The organism is Telmatospirillum siberiense (assembly GCF_002845745.1).
GTDB lineage: Bacteria > Pseudomonadota > Alphaproteobacteria > Rhodospirillales > Magnetospirillaceae > Telmatospirillum > Telmatospirillum siberiense.
This window is the reverse complement of sequence record NZ_PIUM01000001.1, coordinates 129,223-154,757: the sequence shown is the minus strand read 5'-3', so window position 1 is coordinate 154,757 and position 25,535 is coordinate 129,223. Positions and strand designations below refer to the sequence as shown.

29 protein-coding genes are annotated in these 25,535 nt (G+C 63.2%); 21 read left to right on the top strand and 8 right to left on the bottom strand.

The genetic code is table 11. The annotated features are described in order from the left end of the window. Nucleotides 1-329 precede the first annotated feature (329 nt). Nucleotides 330-2,009 carry a methyl-accepting chemotaxis protein gene (locus CWS72_RS28560; RefSeq protein WP_101248646.1) on the top strand — a complete coding sequence of 560 codons (1,680 nt, stop codon included), beginning with the start codon at nucleotides 330-332 and terminating at the stop codon, nucleotides 2,007-2,009. Between the two features lie 88 nt (nucleotides 2,010-2,097). Here the strand turns inward: CWS72_RS28560 and CWS72_RS00755 are convergent, their stop codons facing one another. Then, the gene (locus CWS72_RS00755; protein ID WP_241911515.1) at nucleotides 2,098-2,727 is read right to left on the bottom strand and encodes a DedA family protein; all 630 of its coding nucleotides are present in this window, start codon (nucleotides 2,725-2,727) and stop codon (nucleotides 2,098-2,100) included. Here CWS72_RS00755 and CWS72_RS28705 point away from each other — a divergent pair. Both CWS72_RS28705 and purB read left to right on the top strand, forming a co-directional pair. Further along, the gene (locus CWS72_RS28705) at nucleotides 2,720-3,478 is read left to right on the top strand and encodes a MarR family winged helix-turn-helix transcriptional regulator (protein WP_338056134.1); all 759 of its coding nucleotides are present in this window, start codon (nucleotides 2,720-2,722) and stop codon (nucleotides 3,476-3,478) included. The genes CWS72_RS00755 and CWS72_RS28705 overlap by 8 nt on opposite strands. Nucleotides 3,479-3,741: 263 nt before the next feature. Next, a complete protein-coding gene (gene purB, locus CWS72_RS00745) occupies nucleotides 3,742-5,058 on the top strand; it encodes an adenylosuccinate lyase (RefSeq protein WP_101248643.1) in 1,317 nt (438 codons plus the stop codon). Between the two features lie 6 nt (nucleotides 5,059-5,064). Here purB and CWS72_RS00740 read toward each other — a convergent pair whose 3' ends face one another. Next, entirely contained in the window at nucleotides 5,065-5,418 is a 354-nt protein-coding gene (locus CWS72_RS00740; RefSeq protein WP_101248642.1) for a DUF1476 domain-containing protein, read from the bottom strand. A 131-nt stretch (nucleotides 5,419-5,549) separates the two neighbouring features. Here CWS72_RS00740 and CWS72_RS00735 point away from each other — a divergent pair, with 131 nt between their 5' ends. The 7 genes from CWS72_RS00735 (at nucleotide 5,550) to thiE (ending at nucleotide 10,080) form a co-directional block, all read left to right on the top strand. Then, the gene (locus tag CWS72_RS00735; RefSeq protein WP_101248641.1) at nucleotides 5,550-6,296 is read left to right on the top strand and encodes an NRDE family protein; all 747 of its coding nucleotides are present in this window, start codon (nucleotides 5,550-5,552) and stop codon (nucleotides 6,294-6,296) included. 207 nt (nucleotides 6,297-6,503) lie between these two features. After that, nucleotides 6,504-7,268, top strand: a complete 765-nt coding sequence (gene purC, locus CWS72_RS00730) for a phosphoribosylaminoimidazolesuccinocarboxamide synthase (protein WP_101248640.1) — start codon at nucleotides 6,504-6,506, stop codon at nucleotides 7,266-7,268. A gap of 11 nt (nucleotides 7,269-7,279) precedes the next feature. Then, on the top strand, nucleotides 7,280-7,522 hold the full coding sequence (gene purS / locus CWS72_RS00725; RefSeq protein ID WP_101248639.1) for a phosphoribosylformylglycinamidine synthase subunit PurS: 243 nt from the start codon (nucleotides 7,280-7,282) through the stop codon (nucleotides 7,520-7,522). Between the two features lie 70 nt (nucleotides 7,523-7,592). Then, entirely contained in the window at nucleotides 7,593-8,042 is a 450-nt protein-coding gene (locus CWS72_RS00720) for a hypothetical protein (protein ID WP_101248638.1), read from the top strand. Between the two features lie 110 nt (nucleotides 8,043-8,152). After that, nucleotides 8,153-8,404: a hypothetical protein gene (locus CWS72_RS00715; RefSeq protein ID WP_101248637.1), complete on the top strand. Its 252-nt coding sequence runs from the start codon at nucleotides 8,153-8,155 to the stop codon at nucleotides 8,402-8,404. Between the two features lie 94 nt (nucleotides 8,405-8,498). Beyond that, entirely contained in the window at nucleotides 8,499-9,446 is a 948-nt protein-coding gene (locus tag CWS72_RS00710) for a class I fructose-bisphosphate aldolase (RefSeq protein WP_101248636.1), read from the top strand. Then, nucleotides 9,430-10,080 (top strand): thiamine phosphate synthase, encoded by a 651-nt coding sequence (gene thiE, locus CWS72_RS00705; RefSeq protein ID WP_101248635.1) that lies wholly within the window; start codon nucleotides 9,430-9,432, stop codon nucleotides 10,078-10,080. The genes CWS72_RS00710 and thiE overlap by 17 nt, the downstream gene beginning before the upstream one ends. A gap of 8 nt (nucleotides 10,081-10,088) precedes the next feature. Here the strand turns inward: thiE and epmA are convergent, their stop codons facing one another. Next, entirely contained in the window at nucleotides 10,089-11,135 is a 1,047-nt protein-coding gene (epmA, locus tag CWS72_RS00700) for an EF-P lysine aminoacylase EpmA (protein WP_101248634.1), read from the bottom strand. Between the two features lie 73 nt (nucleotides 11,136-11,208). Here epmA and CWS72_RS00695 point away from each other — a divergent pair, with 73 nt between their 5' ends. Then, nucleotides 11,209-12,282, top strand: a complete 1,074-nt coding sequence (locus CWS72_RS00695) for a lysine-2,3-aminomutase-like protein (protein ID WP_101248633.1) — start codon at nucleotides 11,209-11,211, stop codon at nucleotides 12,280-12,282. Between the two features lie 124 nt (nucleotides 12,283-12,406). Here the strand turns inward: CWS72_RS00695 and CWS72_RS00690 are convergent, their stop codons facing one another. The 3 genes from CWS72_RS00690 to phnF form a co-directional block, all read right to left on the bottom strand. After that, a complete protein-coding gene (locus tag CWS72_RS00690) occupies nucleotides 12,407-13,096 on the bottom strand; it encodes a DUF1045 domain-containing protein (protein ID WP_101248632.1) in 690 nt (229 codons plus the stop codon). After that, entirely contained in the window at nucleotides 13,093-14,241 is a 1,149-nt protein-coding gene (locus tag CWS72_RS00685; protein WP_101248631.1) for an alpha-D-ribose 1-methylphosphonate 5-triphosphate diphosphatase, read from the bottom strand. Before CWS72_RS00685 ends, CWS72_RS00690 begins: the two co-directional genes overlap by 4 nt. Nucleotides 14,242-14,347: 106 nt before the next feature. Continuing rightward, entirely contained in the window at nucleotides 14,348-15,088 is a 741-nt protein-coding gene (gene phnF, locus CWS72_RS00680; RefSeq protein ID WP_241911514.1) for a phosphonate metabolism transcriptional regulator PhnF, read from the bottom strand. Between the two features lie 97 nt (nucleotides 15,089-15,185). Here phnF and phnG point away from each other — a divergent pair, with 97 nt between their 5' ends. The 8 genes from phnG to CWS72_RS00640 all read left to right on the top strand — a co-directional run bounded on the left by phnG (nucleotide 15,186) and on the right by CWS72_RS00640 (nucleotide 22,161). Then, the gene (gene phnG / locus CWS72_RS00675) at nucleotides 15,186-15,635 is read left to right on the top strand and encodes a phosphonate C-P lyase system protein PhnG (RefSeq protein ID WP_101248630.1); all 450 of its coding nucleotides are present in this window, start codon (nucleotides 15,186-15,188) and stop codon (nucleotides 15,633-15,635) included. A 5-nt stretch (nucleotides 15,636-15,640) separates the two neighbouring features. After that, a complete protein-coding gene (phnH, locus tag CWS72_RS00670; RefSeq protein WP_101248629.1) occupies nucleotides 15,641-16,246 on the top strand; it encodes a phosphonate C-P lyase system protein PhnH in 606 nt (201 codons plus the stop codon). Between the two features lie 2 nt (nucleotides 16,247-16,248). After that, nucleotides 16,249-17,328, top strand: a complete 1,080-nt coding sequence (locus CWS72_RS00665; RefSeq protein ID WP_101248628.1) for a carbon-phosphorus lyase complex subunit — start codon at nucleotides 16,249-16,251, stop codon at nucleotides 17,326-17,328. Continuing rightward, the gene (locus CWS72_RS00660) at nucleotides 17,325-18,176 is read left to right on the top strand and encodes an alpha-D-ribose 1-methylphosphonate 5-phosphate C-P-lyase PhnJ (protein ID WP_101248627.1); all 852 of its coding nucleotides are present in this window, start codon (nucleotides 17,325-17,327) and stop codon (nucleotides 18,174-18,176) included. The genes CWS72_RS00665 and CWS72_RS00660 overlap by 4 nt, the downstream gene beginning before the upstream one ends. Beyond that, nucleotides 18,173-18,943, top strand: a complete 771-nt coding sequence (gene phnK, locus CWS72_RS00655) for a phosphonate C-P lyase system protein PhnK (protein WP_101248626.1) — start codon at nucleotides 18,173-18,175, stop codon at nucleotides 18,941-18,943. Before CWS72_RS00660 ends, phnK begins: the two co-directional genes overlap by 4 nt. Then, complete coding sequence (phnL, locus tag CWS72_RS00650) at nucleotides 18,940-19,623, top strand: phosphonate C-P lyase system protein PhnL (RefSeq protein ID WP_101248625.1); 684 nt, start codon at nucleotides 18,940-18,942, stop codon at nucleotides 19,621-19,623. Before phnK ends, phnL begins: the two co-directional genes overlap by 4 nt. Before the next feature lie 3 nt (nucleotides 19,624-19,626). Continuing rightward, complete coding sequence (locus CWS72_RS00645; protein ID WP_101248624.1) at nucleotides 19,627-20,772, top strand: alpha-D-ribose 1-methylphosphonate 5-triphosphate diphosphatase; 1,146 nt, start codon at nucleotides 19,627-19,629, stop codon at nucleotides 20,770-20,772. A 141-nt stretch (nucleotides 20,773-20,913) separates the two neighbouring features. After that, complete coding sequence (locus tag CWS72_RS00640; RefSeq protein ID WP_101248623.1) at nucleotides 20,914-22,161, top strand: YeeE/YedE family protein; 1,248 nt, start codon at nucleotides 20,914-20,916, stop codon at nucleotides 22,159-22,161. A gap of 71 nt (nucleotides 22,162-22,232) precedes the next feature. On the opposite strand, the gene CWS72_RS00635 is transcribed toward CWS72_RS00640, so the two are convergent. After that, nucleotides 22,233-23,207: a flagellar motor protein MotB gene (locus CWS72_RS00635; RefSeq protein WP_101248882.1), complete on the bottom strand. Its 975-nt coding sequence runs from the start codon at nucleotides 23,205-23,207 to the stop codon at nucleotides 22,233-22,235. A 154-nt stretch (nucleotides 23,208-23,361) separates the two neighbouring features. Between CWS72_RS00635 and CWS72_RS00630 the strand changes: the two genes are divergently transcribed. Continuing rightward, on the top strand, nucleotides 23,362-23,931 hold the full coding sequence (locus CWS72_RS00630) for a TetR family transcriptional regulator (RefSeq protein WP_199175488.1): 570 nt from the start codon (nucleotides 23,362-23,364) through the stop codon (nucleotides 23,929-23,931). A gap of 65 nt (nucleotides 23,932-23,996) precedes the next feature. On the opposite strand, the gene CWS72_RS27630 is transcribed toward CWS72_RS00630, so the two are convergent. Next, complete coding sequence (locus CWS72_RS27630) at nucleotides 23,997-24,164, bottom strand: hypothetical protein (protein WP_158240446.1); 168 nt, start codon at nucleotides 24,162-24,164, stop codon at nucleotides 23,997-23,999. 310 nt (nucleotides 24,165-24,474) lie between these two features. Here CWS72_RS27630 and CWS72_RS00625 point away from each other — a divergent pair, with 310 nt between their 5' ends. Next, nucleotides 24,475-25,467 carry a zinc-dependent alcohol dehydrogenase family protein gene (locus tag CWS72_RS00625; RefSeq protein ID WP_101248621.1) on the top strand — a complete coding sequence of 331 codons (993 nt, stop codon included), beginning with the start codon at nucleotides 24,475-24,477 and terminating at the stop codon, nucleotides 25,465-25,467. The last annotated feature ends 68 nt before the right edge of the window (nucleotides 25,468-25,535 follow it).

The window sequence follows — 25,535 nt, the reverse complement described above, 5'->3', positions numbered from 1 at the left end:
ACAACATGTAAACATTATGATATTTTTTTGTAAATAACTACAGCTTTAGTCTCATAGTTGAACGATTTACCACAAACAAATACACCTGTTTCCCTTCCAAAGCCGATGCTTAATCGACCATCCAACCATAAGAATGTTTGCAAGATACGAATAGCGATCCGTCGAAACGATCGTATCAGGCCGAAAATGGCCATCCAGCCAAGACGGCAGTGATGGATACCCCGGCAAAAATAGAATTTTCTCGTTCGCCGCACCTCGACAGATCACCCCACCAAAACAATTGACGCTTTGGTTGTGCCGGCACAATAAAGAGTGATGGGGGATCGACCATGCTTGTTAATCTGAAGATCAATACAAAAGTTCTGCTCATTATGGCGATATCGGTCCTGGCGCTTCTCGGCTGGGCGGCCGTCAGTCTCACCATGCTGTGGAACACGCAGCTTGAGGAACGGAAGGCCAAACTCAAAGACATCACGGAAATCGCCATCGACGTGACACGGCACCTCGATCAACGCGTGGCAAATGGGGAAATAGACCGAAAAACCGCCATGCAGGAGGCCGATCGGCTGATCTCGGCGATGATCTACAGGAACGGCCAATATGTTTTCATTCTGGGCAATGACGGCGCCTTTCTCGTCCACCCGACCCGTGAACTGATCGGCAAGGACAGCTCCGGTCTCAGGGATACGAATGGGGTCCCGGTGGTCCGCGCCCTCATCGCGGCGGGTGGAGCCGGCGGCGATTTCGTCCGTTACGATTGGGCGAAGGCCGGTGTTCCCACGCCACAGCCGAAACTCTCCTATGCCGCCCCGCTGCCAGCTTGGAACGCGGTCATCGGCACGGGCGTCTATATCGACGACCTGGTCGGTGACTTCCGGCGGCAAGCCATGCTCGCCGCCGGATTTCTGATCGGCTTTGTGGCTTCCGTCGGCCTCGTCACCTACAAGGTCGGCAGGACCATTTCCCGTCCGGCCAGCGACATCGTGCAAACCATGAAGGCGCTCGTCGAGGAGCATCTGGACACCGAGATCCTCCACAAGGAGCGAAAAGACGAGATCGGAGCCATGGCGCATGCCCTGGAGGTTTGGAAGGAGCGCCTGCAAAAGCGACGGGAAGTGCAGGCACTGATCGACGAGGAGAAACAAGCCAAGGAAAAGCGGGCCGAAAAGGTCAAGCAGTTGACCTTTGCCTTCAACCGCGACATCAGCGGCACCATCAACACGGTGGTCGGCGCCGTCGGCCAGATGCAGGAGATAACCCGCTCGATGTCAGGCGTCGCCGAACACACGTCCGAACGCGCCTCGAACGCCGCGACGGCGGCGGAACAGGCGTCGTCCAACGTTGAGACGGTCGCCTCGGCGGCGGAGGAGTTGGCGAGCTCGATCGCCGAGATCACCCGCCAAGTCAGTCATTCCAACCGCATCGCGACCGAAGCCTCGGAGGAGGCGCGAACGACCAACGAGCTGATTGGCGGCCTGATGGAAGGCGCGCAGCGGATTGGCGATGTGGTCAGCATGATCAACGATATCGCCTCCCAGACCAATCTGCTGGCCCTGAACGCGACCATCGAGGCGGCCCGGGCCGGAGACGCCGGCAAAGGCTTCGCCGTGGTGGCGAGCGAGGTCAAGACGCTGGCCAATCAGACGGCGAAAGCGACTGAAGAAATCGCGGCTCAAATCGGCGAGGTTCAGACGGCAACCCAACGCGCGGTGACGGCCATCGCCGGCATCACCAAGACCATCGGCCAGATCAACGAAATCTCCACGGGCATCGCCGCCGCCGTCGAACAGCAAGGCGCGGCGACACAGGGAATTGCCCGCAACGTCCAACAGGCGTCCGAGGGAACCAGGAATGTCACGAAAAACGTCCGCGAGGTAACCGAAGGAACGCAAAGCACGGGCACGGCCTCCCGTCAGGTGGCGACGGCGGCCGATGACCTGGGTCGGCAGGCCGAAACCCTGCGCAGACAGGCCGATGCCTTTCTGGCGGAAATGTCGAACGAGGCTTAATACCGAGTTGCGGAGATCGGAAACCGATCAGCGGAGCCCTCAAGCGCCGGGCGGGTGGGACTCCTTCATTTAAGACGAAACGGGGCCGCTAGAGATCTTTTAACGGCCCAGGAAGCGCCCGCTCCGCCGCCTCCTCCAGGTTGTGCTGGTGGCCGCGAACGTAGCGGGCGGAAAGCAGCATCACGACGATGCCGGCCAGAAGCGCTAGCAGACTGACCGGCCCCGTCACCTCCTGGATTTGACGGCCGAACAGATAGGCGCCCCCGCCGTAGAGACCGGCCCACAGGACGCCGCCCGCGATATTGCAGACGAGAAAATGTCCCCAGGCCATGCGATTGACGCCGGCGAGAAGGGCGGCCAGGACCCGCAGCACGGCGACCATGCGTCCAAAAAACACCACTTTTCCGCCGTGACGGAGAAACAGAAACTGACCGAGTTTCAACTGCCGCTGGCGAATACCGATCCGCGAGCCATGGCGCAACAGCAGACGAAAACCGAACTCCCGCCCCACCCAATAACCGATATTGTCTCCGACCACCGCTCCGGCGGCGGCAACGGCGATCACCGTTGAAATATCTAGGGTCTGCGTGGTCGCCGCGATGATCGCCGCCGATATCAGGGTGATTTCGCCCGGCAACGGCAATCCGGCGCTTTCCAGCCCGACAATCAGGAAAACCGCCCAATATCCATAGTGAACAACGAACTCTTCTATGGGCACGCACGACAACAAACTTGGCACGGTTCAAAAACTCCAATGGATCGCCCCGTCCCCGGGGGATATTTACCGGCGGTCGATCCAGCCGCCCACGCTTTTATCCCCAGACAGCAGGATGTCTACCAAAGATGTCCACAATAGGACGGCGGACGAACCGCTTGGAGGGGCCTCCCGCCCCGCGAAAATCCAGGCTTCCGGCTATTCGAAAGACATCCTCGTCCAGGATGCCGCGCCTCTAATTTATGAAAGTATTGATTGGGTGTTGCGCAACATCCGTTATGACCATATCATCCATCCCGTGAGCGAGCCCTATTTCAACATAGTCCGATTGGTCGAAAGACTGCACCGCCATTTCTTGGATGTGCTCAGGACCGAACTTCGTCGCCTGGATGTGGAAGACATCAACGCGGTACAGGCGTTGCTTCTTTATAACATCGGCGAGGCCGAGGTGGTTATTCGCGATCTCAAGGATCGCGGCTACTATCACGGCTCGAATGTTTCCTACAACATCAAGAAGCTGACCGAGTTCGAATATCTCGAACAGGAACGCTGCTCGCATGACCGCCGGTCCATCCGTCTGAAGCTGACGGACAAGGGCATGCGCCTTTGCAACGGCATCCGCGAATTGCAGAACCGATTGGCAGCCAAGATCTTGACCTCTCCGGAGACTCAAAAAGGTCTGGAAGTCGCCACGCAGAGCATGCTGCACGTCGAGCGCACTTGGACGGATTTCATCCGCTACGGTCGCGAATAGAACGCGAAACCAGACGGTTTCGCGCCCGGTTTTTCTCCTTTATCATGCGCCCCTTAAGGGTCGTCGCGAAATTATCGCGTCTCCGCCCTGAGGCTTCATATGGCGCCGCCCTGCCGCTTCCGGCGGGCTCAGACGCAGCTCGGACTGAAGGGCCTGTTTCACTTATCAACGGGCCTTTCCGTGAAGCGACTTCAAAAGAAGGCGGAAGTTTGCCATAACCACCGCTTGGCACATACGCTCTTCGCTTCTCAAGGACACCCCTGATGATCCCTCGTTATAGCCGCCCCGACATGGCCCGCATCTGGGAGCCGGAAAACAAATTCCGCATCTGGTTCGAAATCGAGGCGCACGCCTGCGACGCCCAAGCCAAGCTCGGTGTGATCCCGGCCAGCGCCGCCAAGGCGGTGTGGGAAAAGGGCAACAAGCCCTATACGGCGGAGCGCGTCGCCCATATCGATGAGATCGAAAAGGTCACCAAGCACGACGTCATCGCCTTCACCACCGAACTGGCCGAGCATGTGGGCCCCGAGGCGCGCTTCATCCACCAGGGGATGACCTCCTCGGACGTCTTGGACACCTGCCTCGCCGTACAACTCACCCAGGCCGCGGATCTTCTGCTGTCCGACATCGACGGGCTTCTGGCCGCCCTGGAGCGGCGGGCCTTCGAGACCAGGGACGTCGCCTGCATGGGACGCAGTCATGGCATCCACGCCGAACCGGTCACCATCGGACTGAAGTTCGCGGGCTTCCACGCCGAATTCCAACGCAACCGCGAACGTCTGGCCGCCGCCCGTAAGGATATCGCCACCTGTGCGATTTCAGGAGCGGTCGGCACTTTCGCCAACATCGATCCCTTCGTCGAGAGCCATGTGGCCGAAAAACTGGGATTGACTCCGGAACCGCTGTCGACCCAGATCATTCCGCGTGATCGCCATGCGATGTTCTTCGCCACCCTGGGCGTCATCGCCAGTTCCATGGAACGCGTCGCCACGGAAATCCGCCATCTGCAGCGCACGGAAGTGCGCGAGGTCGAGGAATATTTCTCCCCCGGGCAGAAGGGCAGTTCGGCGATGCCCCATAAGCGCAATCCGGTGCTGACCGAGAACATCACCGGGCTTGCCCGCCTGGTGCGCGGCATGGTCACGCCGGCCTTGGAAAACGTCGCCCTCTGGCACGAACGCGACATCAGCCATTCCTCGGTGGAGCGGATGATCGGCCCCGATGCGACGGTAACCCTCGATTTCGCCTTGGCGCGCCTGACCAATGTGGTGGCCAATCTGGTCATCTATCCCGATGCCATTCTGCGAAATTTGAACCAGTTGGGCGGGCTGATCTTCAGCCAACGCGTGCTTCTGGCGCTTACCCAGGCGGGCATGAGCCGCGAGGACGCCTATAAGGCGGTTCAACGCAACGCCATGCAGGTATGGAACGGCCAGGGGCGCTTCCTCGATCTGCTGAAGTCCGACGACGAGGTTGTTTCCCATCTGGGCTCCGCGGCGATCGAGGCCCTGTTCGACCTCGGCTATCACACCAAGCACGTCGGAACGATTTTCCAACGGGTGTTCGGCAGACAGGAATAGGCATCATCACTCCGGCGGGATCGCCTGCTTGCCGGCGGTCACTTCGGCGACGATCTGACCTCTGGCTTCCGCCTCCAGCCGATGGAATTCATCGGCGAGGCGGCCGACCGCCGCGTCCTTACCGCCGGCCAGCAGATCCGTGCGCAATTTGGCCAACAGGCCGACGTGGGCCGAATCGCCCAGATCGGCCTCGACGGCCTTTCGGGCATAGACCACCCCCGCCTCGCCCGAAAGCCCCAGCTGTTCGGCCACCCACAGGCCGAGAAGCTTGGCGCGGCGCACGCCGATCTTGAAAGCCAGTTCCTCGTCGAGATGGTATTTGGCCTCGAAGGCCTTTTCACGCTCATCGAAACCGCCCATCCGTCACCCCAGTGTTCTGATTTTTCGCGATTGAGTAATATAGCTGTTGGAAATCTCACATCAGCGCCATGTAATATAGCGGTTGTCTCAAACCCTCTTGCGGAGATATCCGCAGGTTTCCTGGAAAGCCCATGTGCAGCATCGTCATCCTTCGTCGTCCCGACCACCGCTGGCCGATCCTCATCGGCGCCAACCGCGATGAGATGACGGGGCGGCCATGGCGTCCGCCGGGCCGCCACTGGGACGACCGCGAAAACGTCGTCGGGGGACTGGACGAATTGGCCGGCGGTTCCTGGCTCGGCCTCAACGACGAAGGGGTGGTGGCCGCCATTCTTAATCGCACGGGCACGCTGGGACCACAACAGGGCAAAAGATCGCGGGGCGAGCTGGTGCTCGAGGCCCTCGACCACGCCGACGCGGTCGACGCCGCCGACGCCCTGCTCCACCTCCACACGGGCGCCTACCGGCCCTTCAACATGGTCGTCGCCGACAACCGCGACGCTTTTTGGCTGAGAGCCGACGGAGAAACGGTTCGCGCCGTTCCCCTGGCCGAAGGGGTCAGCATGCTGACCGCCTCGGAAGTCAACGACGACACGGACCCGCGTATCAAGGCCTTTCTTCCCCGTTTCCAAACAGCCGGGGTTCCCGATCCCGATGCCGGTCAATGGCGCGATTGGCAAGATCTGCTGGCCAACCGGGCGCCGCAGGGGGTGCTCGACAGGCAAGCCGGCCTGACCTTCCAACTCGACACGGGATTCGGCACCCGAAGTTCCGCTCTGATCGCCCTGCCTTCCGTCGAATTACCGGAAATCGAACCGGTTTTTCTGTTCGCTCCCGGCCCTCCCGATGAAATGAGCTACCGCCCCGTCATCCTGTGACGAGAACGGACGTGCAAAACCGCCTCCGCAGGGCTGCCACGCCCGTGGAACGGGGCGGAGGTTGTTGTACTGGCGGGGCGCGCCTGCTATATGGAGCGTAAATATCTTGAAGGGACCGGACGCCAAGCGTACCGGTCCTTTGGTGCTTAAGGACATCAAGGCGACGAATTCGCTTTAAGCACATACTCTTATGCCGGAATTCAGAGCATGGCCAGACGCAAGCAAATTTACGAGGGAAAGGCGAAGGTCCTCTTCGAAGGCCCGGAACCCGGCACCCTCGTGCAGTACTTCAAGGATGATGCCACCGCCTTCAACAACAAGAAGAAGGGGACCATCACCGGCAAAGGCGTGCTGAACAACCGCATCTCGGAATATCTGATGCTGCGCCTGGGCGAGGTCGGTATTCCCACCCATTTCGTCCGCCGCCTCAACATGCGCGAACAGCTGGTGCGCGAGGTCGAGATCATCCCGCTCGAAGTGGTGATCCGCAATGTCGCCGCCGGTTCGCTCAGCCAACGCTTCGGTATTCCCGAAGGCACTCCCCTGCCGCGCTCGATCGTCGAATATTATTACAAGTCGGACGAATTGAACGACCCGATGGTTTCGGAAGAGCATATCACCGCCTTCGGCTGGGCCACCGTCCAGGATCTCGACGACCTGATGGCGCTATCCCTGCGCATCAACGATTTCCTGACCGGCCTGTTTCTCGGTGTCGGCATCCGCCTCGTCGATTTCAAGCTGGAATTCGGCCGCCTTTACAGCGGTGACGACATGCAGATCGTCCTCGCCGACGAGATCAGCCCCGACAATTGCCGTCTTTGGGATTTCAAATCCGGCGAAAAGATGGACAAGGATCGTTTCCGCCGGGATATGGGCGGGGTCGAAGAGGCATATCAGGAAGTGGCGCGCCGGCTGGGCATTCTGCCCGAAGGCGGCCCACGCGATTTCAAAGGTCCGGAAACCGTTCAATAAGGAAGCATATCGTGAAAGCCAAGGTTCATATCACCCTCAAGTCCGGCGTTCTCGATCCGCAGGGAAAAGCGGTTCAGCACGCTCTCTCTTCGCTTGGCTTCGCCGGTGTCGACAATGTGCGCCAGGGCAAGTTCATCGAACTCGAACTGGCGGAAACGGACCCGGCCAAGGCGAAGAGCGCTGTCGAACAGATGTGCAAAGGCCTGCTGGCCAATACCGTGATCGAAAATTATCGCGTCGATCTGGAAGGCTGATCCAGCCGCGCCACGTCTTTTTCCCAGGCAAGGCATGCCATCTGATCCTGGAAGATGGCATGCTTCGTCCATGCTTCATGTCATCGTCCATACTCCCGCCGATACCCTCGCGGCCCTGGAAGCGGCGGAGGAGACGGGCGTCCACCCCATACTCCATTCTTCCGCCGTCGCCGCGCAAAGCCTTGGCGCCGGCTATTTCCTGGCGATGATCGAAGACGCCCGGCGACGACACCCCTCGGCACAATGTCTGGCCGTTCTCGATTGCGGCACGGCCTGCGGCTTGGCCCTTGCGGCTCTCCGGGGCGGGGTCGAGGCGGTGAGTCTCGATGCCCCTCCGGCCGTTCTCGCCAAAATAGCCGACGTCGCAGCGCAAACCGGTGCCTGCCTAGCCCCGACGATTCCCGACGATGCCCTGGATTTGAGGAATCATCCCGACCCGCTGGCGGCATGCCGCGCCTCTTTCACCGGAACCGGACGGGATCCGAGGGCAAGCGTCATCGAACCGCCACAAAACGATTAAGATAAAGTCATGCCGATGGCCGGCCGAACCGGCTTATAAGACGCACGCCGCAGTATGTGGCGACGCCGCCTCGGCGACTTTGCCGCTTTCCGACCGCGTGGAGGACAGAAATGACGCCAGCCGCCTGCATATCCGCCATCCCGAAAAGTACCGGGCATTCGCTGCGCCATCCAACCGCCCTGCCACCCATCCCCCACAGCAGCCTTTGCACGCCGGACCGTTTCGTCGGTGATCACGAACCCACGCTCGATGAACTGCTCGACGATCCCATCATGGCCCGCCTGTTGGCCTGCGACGGCATCGACATGAGAGACCTTCTGACGCTGGTCGCCAAAACCAGGACGGCGCTCAAGCGGGGATAAGTAAAAGAACCGGTCGTTTTCGCGAAGGCCGTTGCAACGGCACAAGCGGTGGACCAAGTGCCAAGGGATCCCTCTTCCCCTTGGAGCCCCCGCCATGAATGCACAATCCGTCCCGGATATCGGTCGCGTCAGGCACATCCTCGATAATTACGAAAGCGATAACCCCGGCACCAAGACAAACCTCGCCCGCCTGCTTCTGCATGGGCGATTGGGCGGGACCGGCAAGCTGGTCATCCTGCCGGTCGATCAGGGCTTCGAACATGGACCGGCCAGAAGTTTCGCCGTCAATCCCGCCGCCTATGACCCGCATTACCATTTTCAACTGGCAATCGACGCCGGCTTGTCGGCCTACGCGGCTCCGCTGGGTATGCTGGAAGCGGGAGCCGCCAGTTTCGCCGGACAGATCCCGACGATCCTCAAGGTCAACAGCGCCAATTCCCTCTCTCGGGAAAAACAGGCCGCCACCCAGGCGGTGACGGCCGGCGTCGATGATGCCCTGCGCCTCGGATGCTCGGCCATCGGCTTCACCATCTATCCCGGATCGGACGAGGCCTATGCCATGTTCGAGGATCTGCGCGATTTGGCCGCCGAAGCCAAATCGGCGGGATTGGCCGTCGTCGTCTGGAGCTATCCGCGCGGCGGCGCCCTGTCGGCCTCCGGCGAAACCGCGATGGACGTCATCGCCTATGGCGCCCACATGGCGGCCCTGCTCGGCGCCCACATCATCAAGGTGAAGCTGCCCACCGCCGATCTCGAACAGGAGGCGGCCCGCAAGGTCTATGAAAAAACCGCCGTCCCGATCGCCACCCTGACCGAGCGCATCCGCCACGTGGTGCAGTCCTGCTTCCAGGGACGCCGGATCGTGATATTCTCCGGTGGCGCCGCCACCAACGACGAGGCTGCGCTTTTCGACGGCATCCGGGCCATTCGCGATGGCGGAGGGTTCGGATCGATCATCGGACGCAACACGTTTCAACGCCCGCGCGACAAGGCGCTCGCCATGCTGAACGCCATCATCGACATTTATCTGGGGAAAACCTGAAATTCCGACCAACAGCCGCCTTTATCTGATCACGCCGCCAAACCTGGAGGACGTGAAGACCTTTTCAAAAACCATGATCTCGGCTCTGGAGGCAGGCGACGTGGCCTGCATCCAGCTTCGGGTGAAGGATCTGGACGATGACGCCCTGTGCCGGATCATCGATGTGCTGCGGCCGGAAGCGCAAAAGCGCGGCGTCGCCTTCATCCTGAACGATCGCCCCGACCTGGCCTTCGAAACCGGTTGCGACGGCGTGCACATCGGCCAAGAGGACGGCACCTATGCCCAGGCCCGGAACGCCGTCGGCCCCAACGCCATCGTCGGGGTCACCTGTCACGATTCGCGGCACTTGGCGATGATTGCCGGCGAGCAGGGCGCCGACTACGTGGCCTTCGGCGCCTTCTATCCGACGACGACCAAGGAGGCTTCGCATCACGCAGATCCGGGCCTTCTATCCTGGTGGTCGGGTTTGATGGAGATCCCTTGCGTCGCAATCGGCGGCATCACCCTGGACAATGCACAACCCCTGATCGAAGCCGGTGCCGATTTTCTCGCCGTCTCGGCCGGCGTCTGGGCCCATCCGGAAGGCGCCGCCGCGGCCGTCGCCGGCTTCAACCGGCTGTTCAAAGGCGAATAACCCTTTCCCTAACCCACCACCGGCGCCCACAGGACATCGTCGATGGCCAGGGAGCCGGTGGCCAGCATGACCAGTCGATCGACGCCCAGGGCGATACCGGCGCAGTCGGGCAGTCCCAGTTCCAACGCCGCCAGGAAATCCTCGTCGACGGGATAGCGCACGCCGTAGAGACGTTCCTTCAGATCCATGTCGGCCTCGAAACGGCGCCGCTGTTCGGCGGCGTCGGTCAACTCTCCGAAGCCATTGGCCAATTCGACGCCGCAGGCGTAGAGCTCGAAACGCTCGGCCAGGCGGGGGTCATCGGGACGGGGACGGGACAAGGCGGCCAGCGGCACCGGGTAATCGTGCAGGATCAGCGGCACGCCATCACCCAGGAATGGCTCGATGCGCTCCATCATGACGCGGAAGAACACATCTTCCCAACTGTCGGTCTCGCCGACATGCAGGCCGCGCTCCCGGGCGGCGGTGGCGAGAACACGGACGTCCGGCCGTGTCGGATCGTCGATGCTGGCCAGCAGATCGATATCGCTGTATTCGAAAAACGCCTCGGCGACGGAAAGCTTGCGCGGGGCGGCGAAGGGATCGCAACGGCGATCCCCCCGACGGAATTCACCGGCCGGCACCGCTCGGGCGGCCGAGGCCATGATCGCCGCGCAGTCTTCCATCAGGGCTTCGTAGCCGGCCCCGGCGCGATACCATTCGAGCATGGTGAATTCGGGATGATGGGTGGGGGAACGCTCGGCGTCGCGCCAGACATGGGCGAATTGAAAGATCCGCGGCATGCCCGCCACCAGAAGCTTCTTCATGGCGAACTCGGGCGAGGTATGCAGATAAAGTTTCTGGCGGGACGCGCCGAACGGTTCGGCGAGTTCGGTGGACAGCGCCATGATGTGGGGTTCGAGCCCGGGAGACCGTTGCAGGCAGGGCGTCTCCACCTCGACGAAGCCGCGATTCCCGAAAAAACCGCGAATAGCCGCCATGATGCGGGCACGGGCCAACAAGGTCGGCTGGCGGAGGGCGAAATCCTCCGGCCGCCACCACTCTTTGCCGGACATGACTTTTCCTTATATGACTGAATGCGGCGCCACTATGCCGAAACTTAAGCGTCCCAGCCAGAGGCAGTAACTCATGACTCCATCCCATCCGCCGGCCCCCCATCCCGCCGCGGCGCGCCGTCGAACGCTGCGCACGGCGACAGATATCGCGGCGGCGGGCCTGGCCCCCGCCCCCCGGATGGCGGAGATCGAGGCGGTGGCCGAACGCTACGCCGTCGCCATCACCCCTGCCCTGGCCGACCTGATCGATCCGACCGATCCGAACGACCCGATCGCCCGACAGTTCATTCCCGACACCCGTGAATTGACGGCCACCCCGGCGGAACGCGCCGACCCGATCGGAGACGACAGCCATTCCCCCGTGAAAGGCATCGTCCATCGTTATCCCGACCGCGTGCTGCTGACGCCGATCCTCCACTGTCCGGTCTATTGCCGTTTCTGCTTCCGCCGCGAGAAGGTCGGCGGCGAGGAGGCGGTCCTGGGCGACGGGGAGATGGCCGCGGCCCTCGATTACATCCGCGCTCACCGGACGATCTGGGAAGTGGTGATCACCGGCGGCGACCCCCTGATGCTGCCGTCATCGCGGCTGGCCGAGATGGTACGGGCGCTCGACGCCATTACCCATGTCCGGACCATCCGCTTCCATAGCCGGGTGCCGGTCAGCGACCCGGACCGCATCGGCCAACCACTGCTCGACGCCCTTCAGTCCGAGACGGCCCTTTGGGTCGCCGTTCATTGCAACCACGCCCGCGAATTAAGCGAGGCGGCACGCGCCGCCTGCCGCCGCCTGACCCGCGCCGGCATTCCGCTGATCAGTCAGACCGTCCTGCTAAAAGACGTCAACGACAGTCCGGCGGCCCTGGAAGAGCTGATGCGCGCCCTCGTCGCCGCGCGCATCAAACCCTATTACCTGCACCACCTCGACCTCGCCCACGGCACCGATCATTTCCGCGTCCCCATCGCGGCGGGCCAGGACCTCATGCGCCATTTGCGCGGCCGCGTCTCGGGCCTGTGCCAACCCTCTTACGTTCTGGACATCCCCGGCGGCCACGGCAAGGCGCCGATCGGACCGGTCTATCTGGACGGTGATCGGGTGGAGGATTGGCAAGGCGGGCGACATCGTTATCCGCCGGAGCGGGGGGATTAGGGCCTGTTCATAAATTATCGAATCAACAGGCCCTTAAGCCGGAGCGGCGTTTGAGCCCGCCGTAGCGGAGCGCAGGCGTCATAGGGAATCTTAGGGTTTGGAGCGATTATTTCGCGACAAGCCCTTAGTCCCCGAACGGAAAGCGACGGCTCAAAACGAAAGGCGCCCCGGGCGCCGGCTGTTCGAAAAGGCAGAGCGAGCGGAAGGCCACCGGTTCGGCCAGGGCCGGCCGGGCCAGGTCTTCGAGGATGGGCCGGTAGATGGCACGTTCCGCCTCATCCAGGCGACAGGTCAGCGTCATATGAAAGCGGAATTCCTCGAAGACGTAGGGGTAGCCCCAGGCGTCCACATAGGCCTTCTGCCGCTCGTTCAAGGGTTGGCTGAGGCGCCTTTGGCGCTCGGCCGGACTGGGCGGGGCACGGAAACGGTCGAAATGGAGGACGCAATCGTCGGCCAGCGACGCGATGGCGGCCGACGGCTGGGCAGGGCGCACCGCCAGAAAACCATGCAACTCGGCGAGGGAGAAAACCTCCTCAAAGGGCCGGCGTCTGGCCGCGAAGCCGGCCGCCAGATCGCACAGCGCCTCGCGGCTGGCGTCCTCCGCCAGGTGGAAGGGCGGTTTCAGGGTGGCGTGGAAACCATAGTTGCGCGCCTCGGCGACCACCTGTTCCTGCCGCGCCGGGTCCAGCCCCACGCAGGGCAGCGCCAGCGGCGTCGGCATATCGGGCCGGCGTCCCAGCCACCCCCAGCCGAACCGGGCCAGAGGACTCTCGTCCTCGGGGGCGAAATAAAGGGCGTAGCGAACACCGCTCATCGCAGCAGATCCTTCGTCGCATGGACCAATTCGCCGCCGACCACGGTGGCGATCACCCGGGGAAGTTCGGGATCCGCGTCATCGATCAGCGCGAAATCGGCGCGCTGTCCCGGTGCGATTTCGCCACGGTCGACGAACCCCGCCACACGCGCCGGATTGGTGGAAACCAGCCGCCAGGCTTGAGCGAAGGGCAGCATGCCGTCACGGGCAAGGCGGAACGGCGCCTGCGGCAGGGCCGGATAGTAATAATCCGAGGTCAGTACGTCGAGCAGGCCGGCCGCGGCCATCTCGGCTGCCCGCATGCCGCCGTCGAGATGGCTGCGTCCCCGCACCACATTGGGCGAGCCCATGATGACAGAGTCCCCCTGGCGGCGCCCTTCCTCGGCGGTTTCCCGGTTCAGCGGAAATTCGCAGAGACCACAGCCCAAATCATGAAAATGCCGCCGCGCCTCCGGTGTCGGATCATCATGGGAGGCCAGGGCAACGCCATGCCGTCGCGCCGTCTCGGCCAGCCGCCGGTTGGTCGGCGCGACCTCGGCTTCACGCTCGGAAACCGTGTTCAGCAGATCGGTGAAGGCGGTCAGCCCCAAATGCGCCCGCTCGGCATACTGGGCGAGCTTCGAGGGTTGTGCGACACGCCGCTTGAACATCGGCAGATGGTCGTTGAAAGCCAGCAGATGGATGCGCCCCCGGACCAGCCATTGCTCGATCTCATCGGCGGCCCCGATGTTGAAAACCTCGTAACGCAGATGAACATGACTGTCGCAGGCCAGAACGGGCCGCAACCTTTCCAGCGTATCCAGAAAACCAACCGCCGCCTCGCGCCCGCGCAAGCCCGGCTCCCATGACCAGGTCAAGCCGTGCAAGGCGGTGGTGACGCCGTTGGCCACCAGTTGGCGATCGGTATCGATCAGGGCGATATCGGCGGGAAAATGCACTTGCGGGCGCGGCATCAGTTGACGTTCGAAAGCGTCCCCATGCAGATCGATGATCCCGGGCAGAAGCAAAAGGCCGGATGCATCGAGCACCCGGCTCCCCGAGGAGCCGCCGATTTCGGCGATCCGCCCGCCGCTCACAGCGACCGAGACCGGGGTCAGCGCGCCATCGGGCAGGAGTACGCGGGCCCCTTCAATGCAAAAGTCCATCTTCTACGCACCTCTTTCATGGGGGACAACGCCAATAGCCCGGCCGGGCCAGGATCGGCGTGATAATTCGGTGACACTGCGAACCAACTATGGATCTGCGGCCGATTCATCCATGGTCGCTGCCCGGTTCGAAAACGATCTGCACGCGGTCCGAGGCCCAGCGGCCGACGCTGTATTCCACCGGACGCCCGGATGCGTCGATGTTGATTCCCTCGGTCAGCAGGATCGGCTTATTGGGAGCCTGCTGCAGCAGGCGGGCATCGGCGGCGCGGGCGGCGCGGGCGGTGACCCGGGTGATCTTGCGGATGTAGTCGCCGACGCCCAACCGTTCCAAGGTGGCGGAGATCGTCCCGGCCGCCGCGAAAATCTCCGGCAAAGCCGGGAACCTCGCTTTGACGAAATAGTGCGAAGCCACGCTGATCGGCCGGCCGTTGGCCTCGCCCACCCGTTCGATCACCCATACGATGGCGCCCTTGCGCAGTTCGAGCGCCTTGGCCACGGCGCCTTCGGCCGCCTCCTCCCGCACAGACAGAATCCGGCCCGAGGGTTCCTGCCGGGCATCCAGAATGTTTTCGGAAAACCGCGTGCGCTGCTTGACCCGGTAGTCGACGACGCTTTCCTGAACGAACGTGCCCCGCCCCTGTTCGATGCGCACCAGACCGTTGGCTTCCAGCGAAGCGACGGCCCGGCGCACCGTATGACGGTTGACGCCGAATTCCTCGGCCAACCGATGTTCGGTCGGCAGGCGCTCGCCCGGCTGGTGCCGGCCGTCGACGATGTCCTTCTCCAGGCGAAGGGCGATCTGGCGCCACAAGGCCATGCCTTCGCCACGCGCAAGGTCCGTCATCGAATTTTCACCCTTCCATTCTTGTATTCGGCCTTCGGAACGATCATAAAGATTGCATAGTTAGATATAGACGTCTAGACCTATTTAGGATTGATCCATGTCTTCTGACGATAACAACGCCCGCCGCCGCTGGATGGGTATTCTCGCCAAGGCCCGGCCGGAAGAGGTTGCGGAGTGCTGGTCGAAGATCGAGCCGCCGCCTCCCTACGACCTGCTTCGCCGCCCCGAGACCGGACTGGTGATGGTGCGGGGCCGCGTCGGCGGCGACGGGGCCCCCTTCAATCTGGGCGAGATGACGGTGACCCGCTGCTCGGTCCGCCTGGCCAACGGCATCGTCGGACATGCCTGGATCGCCGGCAGGGCCGCCGCCCAGGCCGAGCGGGCCGCGCTGATCGACGCGCTGCTGCAAAGCCCCGGCGGGCGCGCCGACATCGAAGCTCTGCTCGATCAATTGGCGGCCCGCAGGGAAACCCGGAAACGGGAGGCCGCGCGAAAAGCGGCGGCCACCCGGGTCGATTTCTTCACCATGGCTCGCGGAGAGGATTGAGCGTCATGCCCCAGACCAATTCGAGCGAGGGCTTGTTGCCCGGCCTTTCCGACCCGGTCCTCGACCAGCAAAGCGTGTTCAGGGCGGTGCTGTACGCCGTCTCCCACCCCGGCAGCATCGTCGCGCTGCCGGTCCGTTTGACGCCCCCCGCCCCCCTCGATCCCTCCACGGCCGCCGTCGCCCTGACCCTGGCCGATTACGAGACGCCCCTGTGGCTGGACGCCGCCGCCCAGTCTTCCCGGGTCAGCGGTTATTTCCGCTTCCACTGCGGCTGCCCTTTGACCGCGCGGCCCGAGGAGGCGGCCTTCGCCGTCGTCGCCGATGCCTCCGCCATGCCGCCGCTCGGGCTTTTCCACACCGGCAGCGATGAATATCCGGACCGGTCGACGACACTGATCATCCAGCTTCCCAGCCTTGATAACGGCGAAGCCTGGACCCTGCGCGGACCCGGCATAGAGAAAAGCACGGTTTTCGCGCCCGCCGGCCTGCCCGGCGACTTCCGGACCTGGATCGCCGACAACCGGGTCCTCTTTCCGCGCGGCGTCGACCTGATCTTCACCTGCGGCGCCTCTCTGGCGGCCCTGCCGCGCAGCACGCGATTGGAGGACTGAACATGTATGTGGCAGTCAAAGGGGGCGAAAAGGCCATCGACAGCGCCCACCGCCTCATGGCCGAGGACCGGCGCGGCGACCGAAACGTCCCCGAGCTTTCCCTCGCCCAGGTAAGCGAGCAGTTGGGCCTCGCCGTCGAACGGGTGATGACGGAAGGATCCATTCACGACCGCGAATTGGCGGCGCTGGCCATCAAGCAGGCCCAGGGAGACCTGGTCGAGGCTGTTTTCCTGCTGCGCGCCTATCGAACCACCCTGCCCCGGTTCGGCCATACCCTGCCCGTCGACACCGCCGCCATGGCGATCCGCCGGCGGATCAGCGCGACCTTCAAGGATCTGCCCGGCGGCCAGGTCCTGGGGCCGACCTACGACTATACCCATCGGCTGCTCGACTTCTCGCTGGCCGAGGACGGCGAACCGGAAGAAGCCCCGCCGGCGGAGCGCCCGGTCGACGCCGCCATGCCGCGCGTCACCGATGTGCTCGGTCGGGAAGGGCTGATCGAGCGCAATCCGGAAAGCGACGACGAGCCCCGGGATCTGACCCGCCAGCCGCTTACCTTTCCGGCCGACCGGACCTTGCGTCTGCAGAACCTGGCCCGCGCCGACGAGGGCTTTCTGTTGTCGCTCGCCTATTCGACACAGCGCGGCTATGGCCATACCCATCCCTTCGCCGGCGAGATCCGCATGGGCGAGGTCTCGGTCGAACTGGTGCCCGAGGAACTGGGTTTCGCCATCGAAATCGCCGATGTCACCCTGACCGAATGCCAGATGATCAACCAGTTCAAGGGCTCCAAGGAGAAGCCCGCGCAATTCACCCGCGGCTACGGCCTTGCCTTCGGCCGCTCGGAGCGCAAGGCGATGGCGATGGCGCTGGTCGACCGCTCCCTGCGGGCGGAAGAACTGGGCGAGGACCTGACGAGCCCGGCGCAAGACCAGGAGTTCGTCATGTCCCATTCCGACAATGTGGAGGCCTCGGGCTTCGTGCAGCATCTGAAACTGCCGCATTACGTCGATTTTCAATCCGAACTTGAACTGGTCCGGCGCCTGCGCGCCCAAGGCCCCGGCAAGGAAGCGGCCGAATGAATACAAGCCAAGGCTACAATTTCGCCTATCTCGACGAGCAGACCAAAAGGATGATCCGCCGCGCCATCCTGAAGGCGGTGGCGATTCCCGGTTACCAGGTGCCTTTCGGCAGCCGCGAGATGCCGCTGCCCTACGGCTGGGGGACCGGCGGCATCCAGGTCACCGCCGGCATCATCGGACCCGACGATATCCTGAAGGTCATCGACCAGGGCGCCGACGACACCACCAATGCCGTCTCCATCCGCCGCTTCTTCGCCCGCACCGCCGGGATCCGCACCACCTCGCGGACCGAGGAGGCCACCATCATCCAGACCCGTCACCGCATCCCGGAAACCCCGCTGTCGGCAGGACAGACCATCGTCTATCAGGTGCCGACCCCGGAACCGTTGCGCTGGCTGGAGCCGCGCGAAACGGAGACCCGGAAGATGCACGCCCTGGCCGATTACGGGATCATGCATGTGAAGCTTTACGAAGACATCGCCCGCTTTGGCCGCATCAGCACCACCTACGACTATCCGGTGCTGGTCGACGACCGCTATCTGATGCGCCCATCGCCCATCCCCAAGTTCGACAATCCGAAGATGCACCGCAACCCGGCGCTCCAATTGTTCGGCGCCGGACGCGAAAAGCGCATCTACGCGGTGCCGCCCTGGACCTCCGTCAGAAGCCTGGATTTCGAGGACCATCCATTCGAAGTCCAGAAATGGTCCCAGGCCTGCGCGCTGTGCGGCTCGACGGAAAGTTTCCTCGACGAGGTGGTCACCGACGACAAGGGCGGGCGCATGTTCGTCTGCTCGGACACCGATTACTGCCAAAGGCGCCGGGACGCCAAGGAGGCGGCGGAATGAGCCCGCTCCTGCAAGTCTCCGGACTGACCCGCCTCTATGGCGATCGCGTCGGCTGCAAAGACGTCGGCTTCGAGCTGTGGCCCGGCGAGGTCATGGGCATCGTCGGCGAATCGGGCTCGGGCAAGACCACCTTGCTCAATTGCCTGTCGGCCCGTCTGGAACCCACCTCCGGTACGGTGGCCTACGACACCCGCGAGGAAGGATTGACCGACATCTATGCCATGGGCGAGCCCCGCCGGCGCATGCTGATGCGCACCGATTGGGGGATCGTCCATCAAAATCCGCGCGATGGCTTGCGCATGGGCGTGTCGGCCGGCGCCAATGTCGGCGAACGGCTGATGGCGGTGGGTGCGCGCCATTACGGACGCATTCGCGCCCAGGCGGCGGAATGGCTGGAACAGGTGGAGATCGATACCGGCCGGATCGACGATCTTCCCCTGACCTTTTCCGGCGGCATGCTGCAACGTTTGCAGATCGCCCGCAATCTGGTGACCCATCCCCGGCTGGTCTTCATGGACGAGCCCACCGGCGGCCTCGACGTCTCGGTCCAGGCCCGCCTGCTCGATCTGTTGCGCCGACTGGTCACCGACCTGGGCCTCGCCGCCATCGTCGTCACCCATGATCTGGCGGTGGCCCGCCTGCTGGCGCATCGGCTGATGGTGATGCAGGGAGGCGAGGTGGTGGAAACCGGCCTGACCGACCAGGTGCTGGACGATCCGCACCATCCCTATACCCAGCTTCTCGTATCCTCGGTGCTGCAGCCATGACCGCGATGATCGAAGTGGACGACTTGTCCAAGACTTACGTCCTGCATACCCAGGGCGGCGTCGAAATTCCCGTTTTCGCCGACGCCTCGCTGACGGTCGAAGCCGGGGAATGCCTGACCCTGCACGGGCCGTCGGGAGCCGGCAAATCGACCCTGCTGCGCTGCCTCTACGGCAATTGCAAACCGAACGGCGGCGCCATCCGCATCCACCACGACGGCGCCATGGTCGATATCGCCCGCGCCGATCCGCGCCAGGTCATCGAGGTGCGCAAGCGCAGCATGGGCTACGTCAGCCAGTTCCTGCGGGCGATCCCCCGGGTGCCTGCCCTCGATGTGGTGGCCGAGCCCCTGCGCGCCATCGGCGTCCCCCTCGACCAGGCGCGACAGCGCGCCGCCGAACTGCTTTCCCGCCTGCGCATCCCGGAACGTCTGTGGTCCCTGGCGCCGGCCACCTTCTCGGGCGGCGAGCAGCAGCGGGTGAACATCGCCCGCGGTTTCGCCGCGCGACACCCCATCTTATTGCTGGACGAACCCACCGCCTCGCTCGACGCCGAGAACCGTGCCCAGGTGATCGACCTGATCGTCGAGGCCAAGTCCGAAAAGCGGGCCCTGGTCGGCGTCTTCCACGACGACGAGGTCCGCGAAGCCGTTTCCACCCGTCTCCACACCATGCGAGGCTAACCGATGAATTCCGAAATCATTCTGACCAACGCCCGCATCGTCACGGAAACCGAGGAGTTCCCCGGCACCATCCAGGTCAGGGACGGCCTGATCGCCGACATCGCCAGCGGGAAAAGTCATATTGCCGGCGCCGTCGATTGCCGGGAAGACCATCTGCTGCCCGGCCTGATCGAGTTGCATACCGACAATCTGGAAAAGCACGTCACCCCCCGCCCGAAAGTCCGCTGGAACGCCACAAGCGCGGTGATGGCCCATGACGCCCAGATGGCGGCCGCCGGCATCACCACGGTGTTCGATGCCATTTCCTGCGGCGACATCATCGACGGCTCGGAACGGCTGGCCAATCTGAATGCCATGGTCGAAGGGGTCGTCAAGGCCCAGGCGAGCGGGCACTTACGTTCGGAACACCGACTGCACCTTCGCTGCGAAGTATCCTCGGCCAACATCGTCTCGTTGTTCGAGAGCTTCGCCGACAATCCCCTGGTCGGCATCGTCAGCCTGATGGACCACACGCCGGGTCAGCGCCAATTCGTCCATGAAGACAAATACATGGAATATTACATGGGCAAATATCACTTCACGGCGGCCGAGATGGCGGCATTCACCCGCCGCCAGCGGGAGAATTCGGCCCGCTATTCCGCCGATCATCGCCTGAGGATCGCCGCGGCCAGCCGCGACCGCGGGCTGACCCTGGCCAGTCACGACGACGCCACGCCCGACCATGTGGAGGAGGCTTTGGCCCTCGGCATCGATTTCTCGGAATTTCCGACCACGGTGGAAGCGGCGCGGGCCGCCCACGCCGCCGGCATCCGCGTCCTGATGGGGGCGCCCAACGTCGTGCGCGGCGGCTCGCATTCCGGCAACGTCGCCGCCGGAGACCTGGCCAAGGCCGGCGTCCTTGACGTGCTGAGTTCGGACTACGTGCCCTTCAGCCTGATGCATGCGGCCTTCCTGCTCAGCCGCGACGGCATCGGCCTCGACCTGCCGGCGGCCGTCGCCACCGTTTCGAGCGTGCCGGCTGCCGTCGCCGGCCTGGATGATCGCGGCGCCATCGCCGTGGGCCGGCGGGCCGATCTGGTCCGCGTCCACGACACCGGCGAGGTTCCGGTCATCCGCACCGTCTGGCGGGGAGGCGCGCGCATCGCCTGATGAAAAAACAACTTTTATGTGCTAATTAAAATTAATTGACATTCCGTATTGTGAAACATACATCCCTCCACGCCACATTCGCCGCCGCGTAAAAGCGATGATATCCAACATGAATTTTATGTATTTGGCCATGGAGGCCCTATGTCGTCATCTCTCGACCTGTCCATCGACGCTCGGCTCACCACGGCGCCGCCGTCCAGCCTGCCGGAAATCAATCGCAGCGTGGTGACGGTTGCCCTCGCCCTGCTGCTGGTCGGCGCGGTCTGGCTGGCACAGACCGTCTCCTGGCGTCAGGGCGTGTTGTTGCTGGTCGGAGGGGCGGCCGGCATCAGCCTTTACCACGCCTCCTTCGGATTTACCTCGGCCTGGCGCGTCTTCCTTGCCGACAGGCGTGGAGCCGGATTGCGCGCGCAGATGCTGATGCTGGCGCTCGCCGTTCTGATCTTCTTCCCCCTACTGGCCCATGGCAGCGTTTTCGGGCAACCGGTGAAAGGCGAGATCGGCGCGGTGGGCGTCTCCGTCGTGGCCGGCGCCTTTCTTTTCGGTCTCGGCATGCAGTTGGGCGGCGGATGCGCCTCCGGCACCCTGTTCACCGTGGGCGGAGGCAATGTTCGCATGCTGGTCACCCTGGCCGCCTTCATCGCCGGTTCGGCGATCGGCGCCTATCATCTGCCCTGGTGGCAGGCGACGCCGAACCTGGGACCGATCTCCCTGATCGCCACCCTGGGATGGGCTCCGGCGCTCGTCCTCAACCTCGCCCTTTTCGGCGCGGTGGCCTGGATCAGCCTGGTGCTCGAACGCCGCCGGCACGGCACGCCGGCGATCGCGGCACGCCCCGCCACCGGCCTCCTGCACCGCCTGACGCGCGGACCCTGGCCGCTCGTCTGGGGCGCCGTCGCCCTGGTTCTGGTCAATCTCGCCACCCTTCTCCTGGCCGGACGGCCATGGGGCGTCACCTCCGGCTTCGCCCTGTGGGGATCGAAAATCGCCTCGGCCATCGGCTTCGACGTCTCCTCCTGGGGGTTCTGGAGCAGCCCGGCCCGCGCCACGGCATTACATGCCAGCGTCTTCGAAGACATCACCTCGGTCATGGATTTCGGCATCGTCATCGGCGCCATGGCGGCGGCCGGATTGGCCGGAAAATTTGCACCATCCTGGCGGATTCCGCTGCGTTCGCTGGTCGCGGCGGTGGTCGGAGGACTGCTGATGGGCTACGGCGCCCGCTTGGCCTACGGCTGCAACATCGGCGCCTATTTCAGCGGCATCGCCTCCTCCAGCCTGCATGGCTGGCTGTGGTTCGCCGCCGCCCTGAGCGGCAGCTACGCCGGAACGAAAGCCCGTCCGCTGTTCGGGCTGGCGGTGGAACGCACCCGCGACACCGGCTGCTGAACGCGTCGAGCCGCTACGGCGGGCCCAAACGCCGTACAGGGCTTGGGGCCTGCCGATTCTCAGGCCGGCCCCTACTTGCCGGCCGATTGCAAAAAAACGGGACCGTTGCCGGTTTTGGCCGCTTCGGGGGGTAGCTCGGCGACCGGAAGCGGTCGCGTATCGCGCAACAAAACGATGCTCATGCGACGGTTGCGCGCATTCGCGGGATCATTGGCCAGAAGCGGTTCGGTGTCGGCATTGCCGATCACACGCCTGACGCGGTCCGCCGGAGTGCCCGATTCCAGCAAGGCCCGCCGCGTCGCCAAGGCGCGATCGGCCGACAGATCCCAATTGCTATAGCTGCCCTGACCGGCGAATGGGACGGAATCGGTATGTCCCGAAATCGCGATTTTTTCCGGCAGTTGCTTGATAACCCGGGCAACCAGATCGATCAGCGCGCGGGTATGGCCGTACATGCTGGCCGATCCGCTGGGAAACATCGCCAAACCGTCCTGATCGACAATCTGGATGCGCAGGCCCTCGGGCGTGTTGTCGACCATCAGGCTGTCGCTCATTTTCCGTAATTCCGGGATCGCATTGATCGCGTCGCGCAAAGCCTGCTGGGCCCTGTCGAAGCGCTGCTGCTCCTGGCGGGCATTGACCTCGACGATTTGCCGCTCGGTCAAAGGTCGCACCTGTCCGGGCTCCTCGGCGTCATCGTCGCGGGATGCGACAAGATCATCTCCGCCCTGGCCGATCGACGGCGGCGGCAAGGAAAGGCTGACGCTTGGCGTGCCGCCTTGCGAGGTCATCGCCCCTTCTCCGACCACCTTCCCCCCCAACATGCCGCCCGCGCCGCTTTTTGAACTCGATACCGTGGTGGGTGCGAAATAATCGGCGACCCCCTGCATCTGTTCCTCGGAAAGAGAACTCAGCAACCAGAGAAGCAGGAAGAAGGCCATCATCGCCGTCATGAAATCGGCATAGGCGACCTTCCATGCGCTCCCGTGATGGGCACCGTGATCACCTTTCTTAATTCGCTTGATGATGATGGGTTGTTGGGCCAATGACTTTATGTCTTGAACGATCTCGGGAATGTGGGTGCCCATATATACAAACAATCGGTATGTTTGTAAAATATCCAGAGTCGAAACTCCGCAGCGAACGGTGGGAAACATGAGGAGGACCAAGGAGCAGGCCGCTGAAACCCGGCAGGAAATCTTGAGGGCGGCGGAAACCCTCTTTTTACAAAAAGGCTATTCCGCGGTCTCCCTGGAGGAGGTCGCCGCCGCGGCGGGGGTCACACGCGGCGCCGTGCATTGGCACTTTGTCAATAAACAGGGCTTGTTGTTTGCCATCCGCGACGAAATGCAACTTCCCATGCGGGACCTCGCCGAACAACTTTCCCTGGACCGAGCCTGCGCCCCACTTGATGCGTTGGGCGACGTGATCACCGGCACCTTCACACGGCTGCAAGCCGATCCGCGCCAGCGCGCTCTTCTCAAGGTCTTGCATCAACTGGACTTTGCCGCATCCGACGACGAAACGGACGACGGAACCATTTTCCGGCAACAATTGCAGGCTTCGCTCTTCAAGATTTTTGACGTGATCGACCGGAAAGGAGAGTTACCCGCTCCCTGGACGTCACAGTCCGCAGCCTTGGCTCTCAGCGTGGTTTTGAACGGCCTCGTCAACGAATGGGTCCGAGGAAAAGCCGATTTCGAGCTTATTCCGGACGCCAGCGCCATCGTGCAAACGCTTTTGGACGCCTGGAGGGTACCGGCACGGTAATCCCCGGCGGCTAAGCCGAAGCCGCGAGGGTCCCCGTCGCGGCTTCGCTTGGTCTCGGACGGGGGTCAGGCCGACAGGGTTGTGTTGTAGGCTTGACCGGCGATGGTGACGTTACTGAGCACCAGATCTTGCGTGTTGTGGAGATAGATCGGCAAGGCGGTGTTAGCCGGCGTGCCGAAATTGCAATTGCTGATGGTAACCCCGGTAACAGGTGGAACCGTGGGTGTGGACACCGCGCCCTTCGCGATGGGGCTGCCGGTCAGCGGAGTATAGTACCTGGGCGTGGGCTGATACTGTTCGGCAGCGAGACGTTTTCGACGCCGCCGATGCCGGTTTTACCCTTCCACGTCCACCAGCATTGGCTTCCATCCCAATCGACATTGGCTTGGCAGCCTATGATCTTTGGCTGTTATGTCCGTTTTCCGGTTTGGCCGTGGAACGCGGGCGCCCCCTGACGCTCAGTTCGATTCCGCGGAATGCTTTGCTTGCTTTGATCGCGCGAGGCCCCACCTTAAGTGGCAGCAACCCAGATAGGAGCAATCAATGGTGCGCGTCGTCCGTTTCCATAAAACCGGTGGCCCGGAAGTCCTGCAGATCGAGAACGTGAGCATCGGCGCACCGGGCTCCGGCGAATTGCGGCTGCGCGTGCATGCGCTGGGTCTCAACCGGGCGGAGGCCATGTTTCGCGCCGGCACCTATCTGGAACAACCGACCCTGCCGTCGGGTTTGGGCTACGAGGCGGCCGGCACGGTGGAGGAAATCGGTGAAGGCGTCAGCGGATTTTCCATCGGCGACAAGGTCTCGACCATCCCCGGTTTTTCGATGAACCGGCATGGGGTTTATGGCGAAGAGGCGATCGTCCCGGCGGCCATCGTGGTCAAACATCCGGAAAACCTCTCATGGGAAGAGGCGGCGGCGATCTGGATGAAATTCATGACGGCTTACGGCGCACTGATCGACGTGGCCGGACTCGCCGCCGGCGAAGCGGTGATCATCACCGCGGCATCGTCATCGGTCGGACTGGCGGCGATTCAGATCGCCAATGCGGCGGGGGCGACTTCGATCGCGGTGACGCGCACCGCCGCGAAACGCGACGCTTTGCTCCACCAGGGCGCGCGGCACGTGATCGTAACCCGGGAACAGGATCTGGTCGAGGAAGTGAAGCGGATCACCGACGGCAAGGGGGCAAGGGTCATCTTCGATCCGGTCACCGGCGAAGGCGTGGACACACTGGCCCAGGCAGCGGCCAAGTTCGGCACCATCATCTTGTATGGCGCCCTGTCGGCATCGGCGACCCCCTTCCCGCTGTTCGCGGCAATCAGCAAGGGCCTGACCTTGCGCGGCTATACGCTGTTCGAGGTGGTCAGCGACCCGAAACGGATGGCCAAGGCAAAACGCTACATCCTGGACGGGCTGACCAGTGGAAAACTGAAGCCGGTCATCGGCAAGACCTTTCCGTTCGAGCAGATCGTCGAAGCGCACCGATTCCTGGAGAGCAACGAGCAGATCGGCAAGATCGTCGTCACCGTGCCTTAGGCTCTGTGGAGAAATAATCGCTCAAGAGCCTAAGGCACGGTGACGCCTGCGCCTCGGGCTTACGGCTC

Excerpts from the sequence above, each read along its gene's own strand:
- CWS72_RS00720 (WP_101248638.1), top strand. The coding sequence starts at position 7,593 with ATGCTTCATGTCATCGTCCATACTCCCGCCGATACCCTCGCGGCCCTG.
- CWS72_RS00690 (WP_101248632.1), bottom strand. The coding sequence starts at position 13,096 with ATGAGCGGTGTTCGCTACGCCCTTTATTTCGCCCCCGAGGACGAGAGT.
- CWS72_RS00665 (WP_101248628.1), top strand. The coding sequence starts at position 16,249 with ATGTATGTGGCAGTCAAAGGGGGCGAAAAGGCCATCGACAGCGCCCAC.
- purC (WP_101248640.1), top strand. The coding sequence starts at position 6,504 with ATGGCCAGACGCAAGCAAATTTACGAGGGAAAGGCGAAGGTCCTCTTC.
- CWS72_RS00660 (WP_101248627.1), top strand. The coding sequence starts at position 17,325 with ATGAATACAAGCCAAGGCTACAATTTCGCCTATCTCGACGAGCAGACC.
- phnG (WP_101248630.1), top strand. The coding sequence starts at position 15,186 with ATGTCTTCTGACGATAACAACGCCCGCCGCCGCTGGATGGGTATTCTC.
- CWS72_RS00695 (WP_101248633.1), top strand. The coding sequence starts at position 11,209 with ATGACTCCATCCCATCCGCCGGCCCCCCATCCCGCCGCGGCGCGCCGT.
- CWS72_RS00710 (WP_101248636.1), top strand. The coding sequence starts at position 8,499 with ATGAATGCACAATCCGTCCCGGATATCGGTCGCGTCAGGCACATCCTC.
- CWS72_RS28705 (WP_338056134.1), top strand. The coding sequence starts at position 2,720 with ATGGGCACGCACGACAACAAACTTGGCACGGTTCAAAAACTCCAATGG.
- CWS72_RS00625 (WP_101248621.1), top strand. The coding sequence starts at position 24,475 with ATGGTGCGCGTCGTCCGTTTCCATAAAACCGGTGGCCCGGAAGTCCTG.
- CWS72_RS00715 (WP_101248637.1), top strand. The coding sequence starts at position 8,153 with ATGACGCCAGCCGCCTGCATATCCGCCATCCCGAAAAGTACCGGGCAT.
- epmA (WP_101248634.1), bottom strand. The coding sequence starts at position 11,135 with ATGTCCGGCAAAGAGTGGTGGCGGCCGGAGGATTTCGCCCTCCGCCAG.
- CWS72_RS00735 (WP_101248641.1), top strand. The coding sequence starts at position 5,550 with ATGTGCAGCATCGTCATCCTTCGTCGTCCCGACCACCGCTGGCCGATC.
- CWS72_RS00640 (WP_101248623.1), top strand. The coding sequence starts at position 20,914 with ATGTCGTCATCTCTCGACCTGTCCATCGACGCTCGGCTCACCACGGCG.
- CWS72_RS00740 (WP_101248642.1), bottom strand. The coding sequence starts at position 5,418 with ATGGGCGGTTTCGATGAGCGTGAAAAGGCCTTCGAGGCCAAATACCAT.
- purB (WP_101248643.1), top strand. The coding sequence starts at position 3,742 with ATGATCCCTCGTTATAGCCGCCCCGACATGGCCCGCATCTGGGAGCCG.
- CWS72_RS00685 (WP_101248631.1), bottom strand. The coding sequence starts at position 14,241 with ATGGACTTTTGCATTGAAGGGGCCCGCGTACTCCTGCCCGATGGCGCG.
- phnF (WP_241911514.1), bottom strand. The coding sequence starts at position 15,088 with ATGACGGACCTTGCGCGTGGCGAAGGCATGGCCTTGTGGCGCCAGATC.
- CWS72_RS00645 (WP_101248624.1), top strand. The coding sequence starts at position 19,627 with ATGAATTCCGAAATCATTCTGACCAACGCCCGCATCGTCACGGAAACC.
- phnH (WP_101248629.1), top strand. The coding sequence starts at position 15,641 with ATGCCCCAGACCAATTCGAGCGAGGGCTTGTTGCCCGGCCTTTCCGAC.
- CWS72_RS28560 (WP_101248646.1), top strand. The coding sequence starts at position 330 with ATGCTTGTTAATCTGAAGATCAATACAAAAGTTCTGCTCATTATGGCG.
- phnK (WP_101248626.1), top strand. The coding sequence starts at position 18,173 with ATGAGCCCGCTCCTGCAAGTCTCCGGACTGACCCGCCTCTATGGCGAT.
- phnL (WP_101248625.1), top strand. The coding sequence starts at position 18,940 with ATGACCGCGATGATCGAAGTGGACGACTTGTCCAAGACTTACGTCCTG.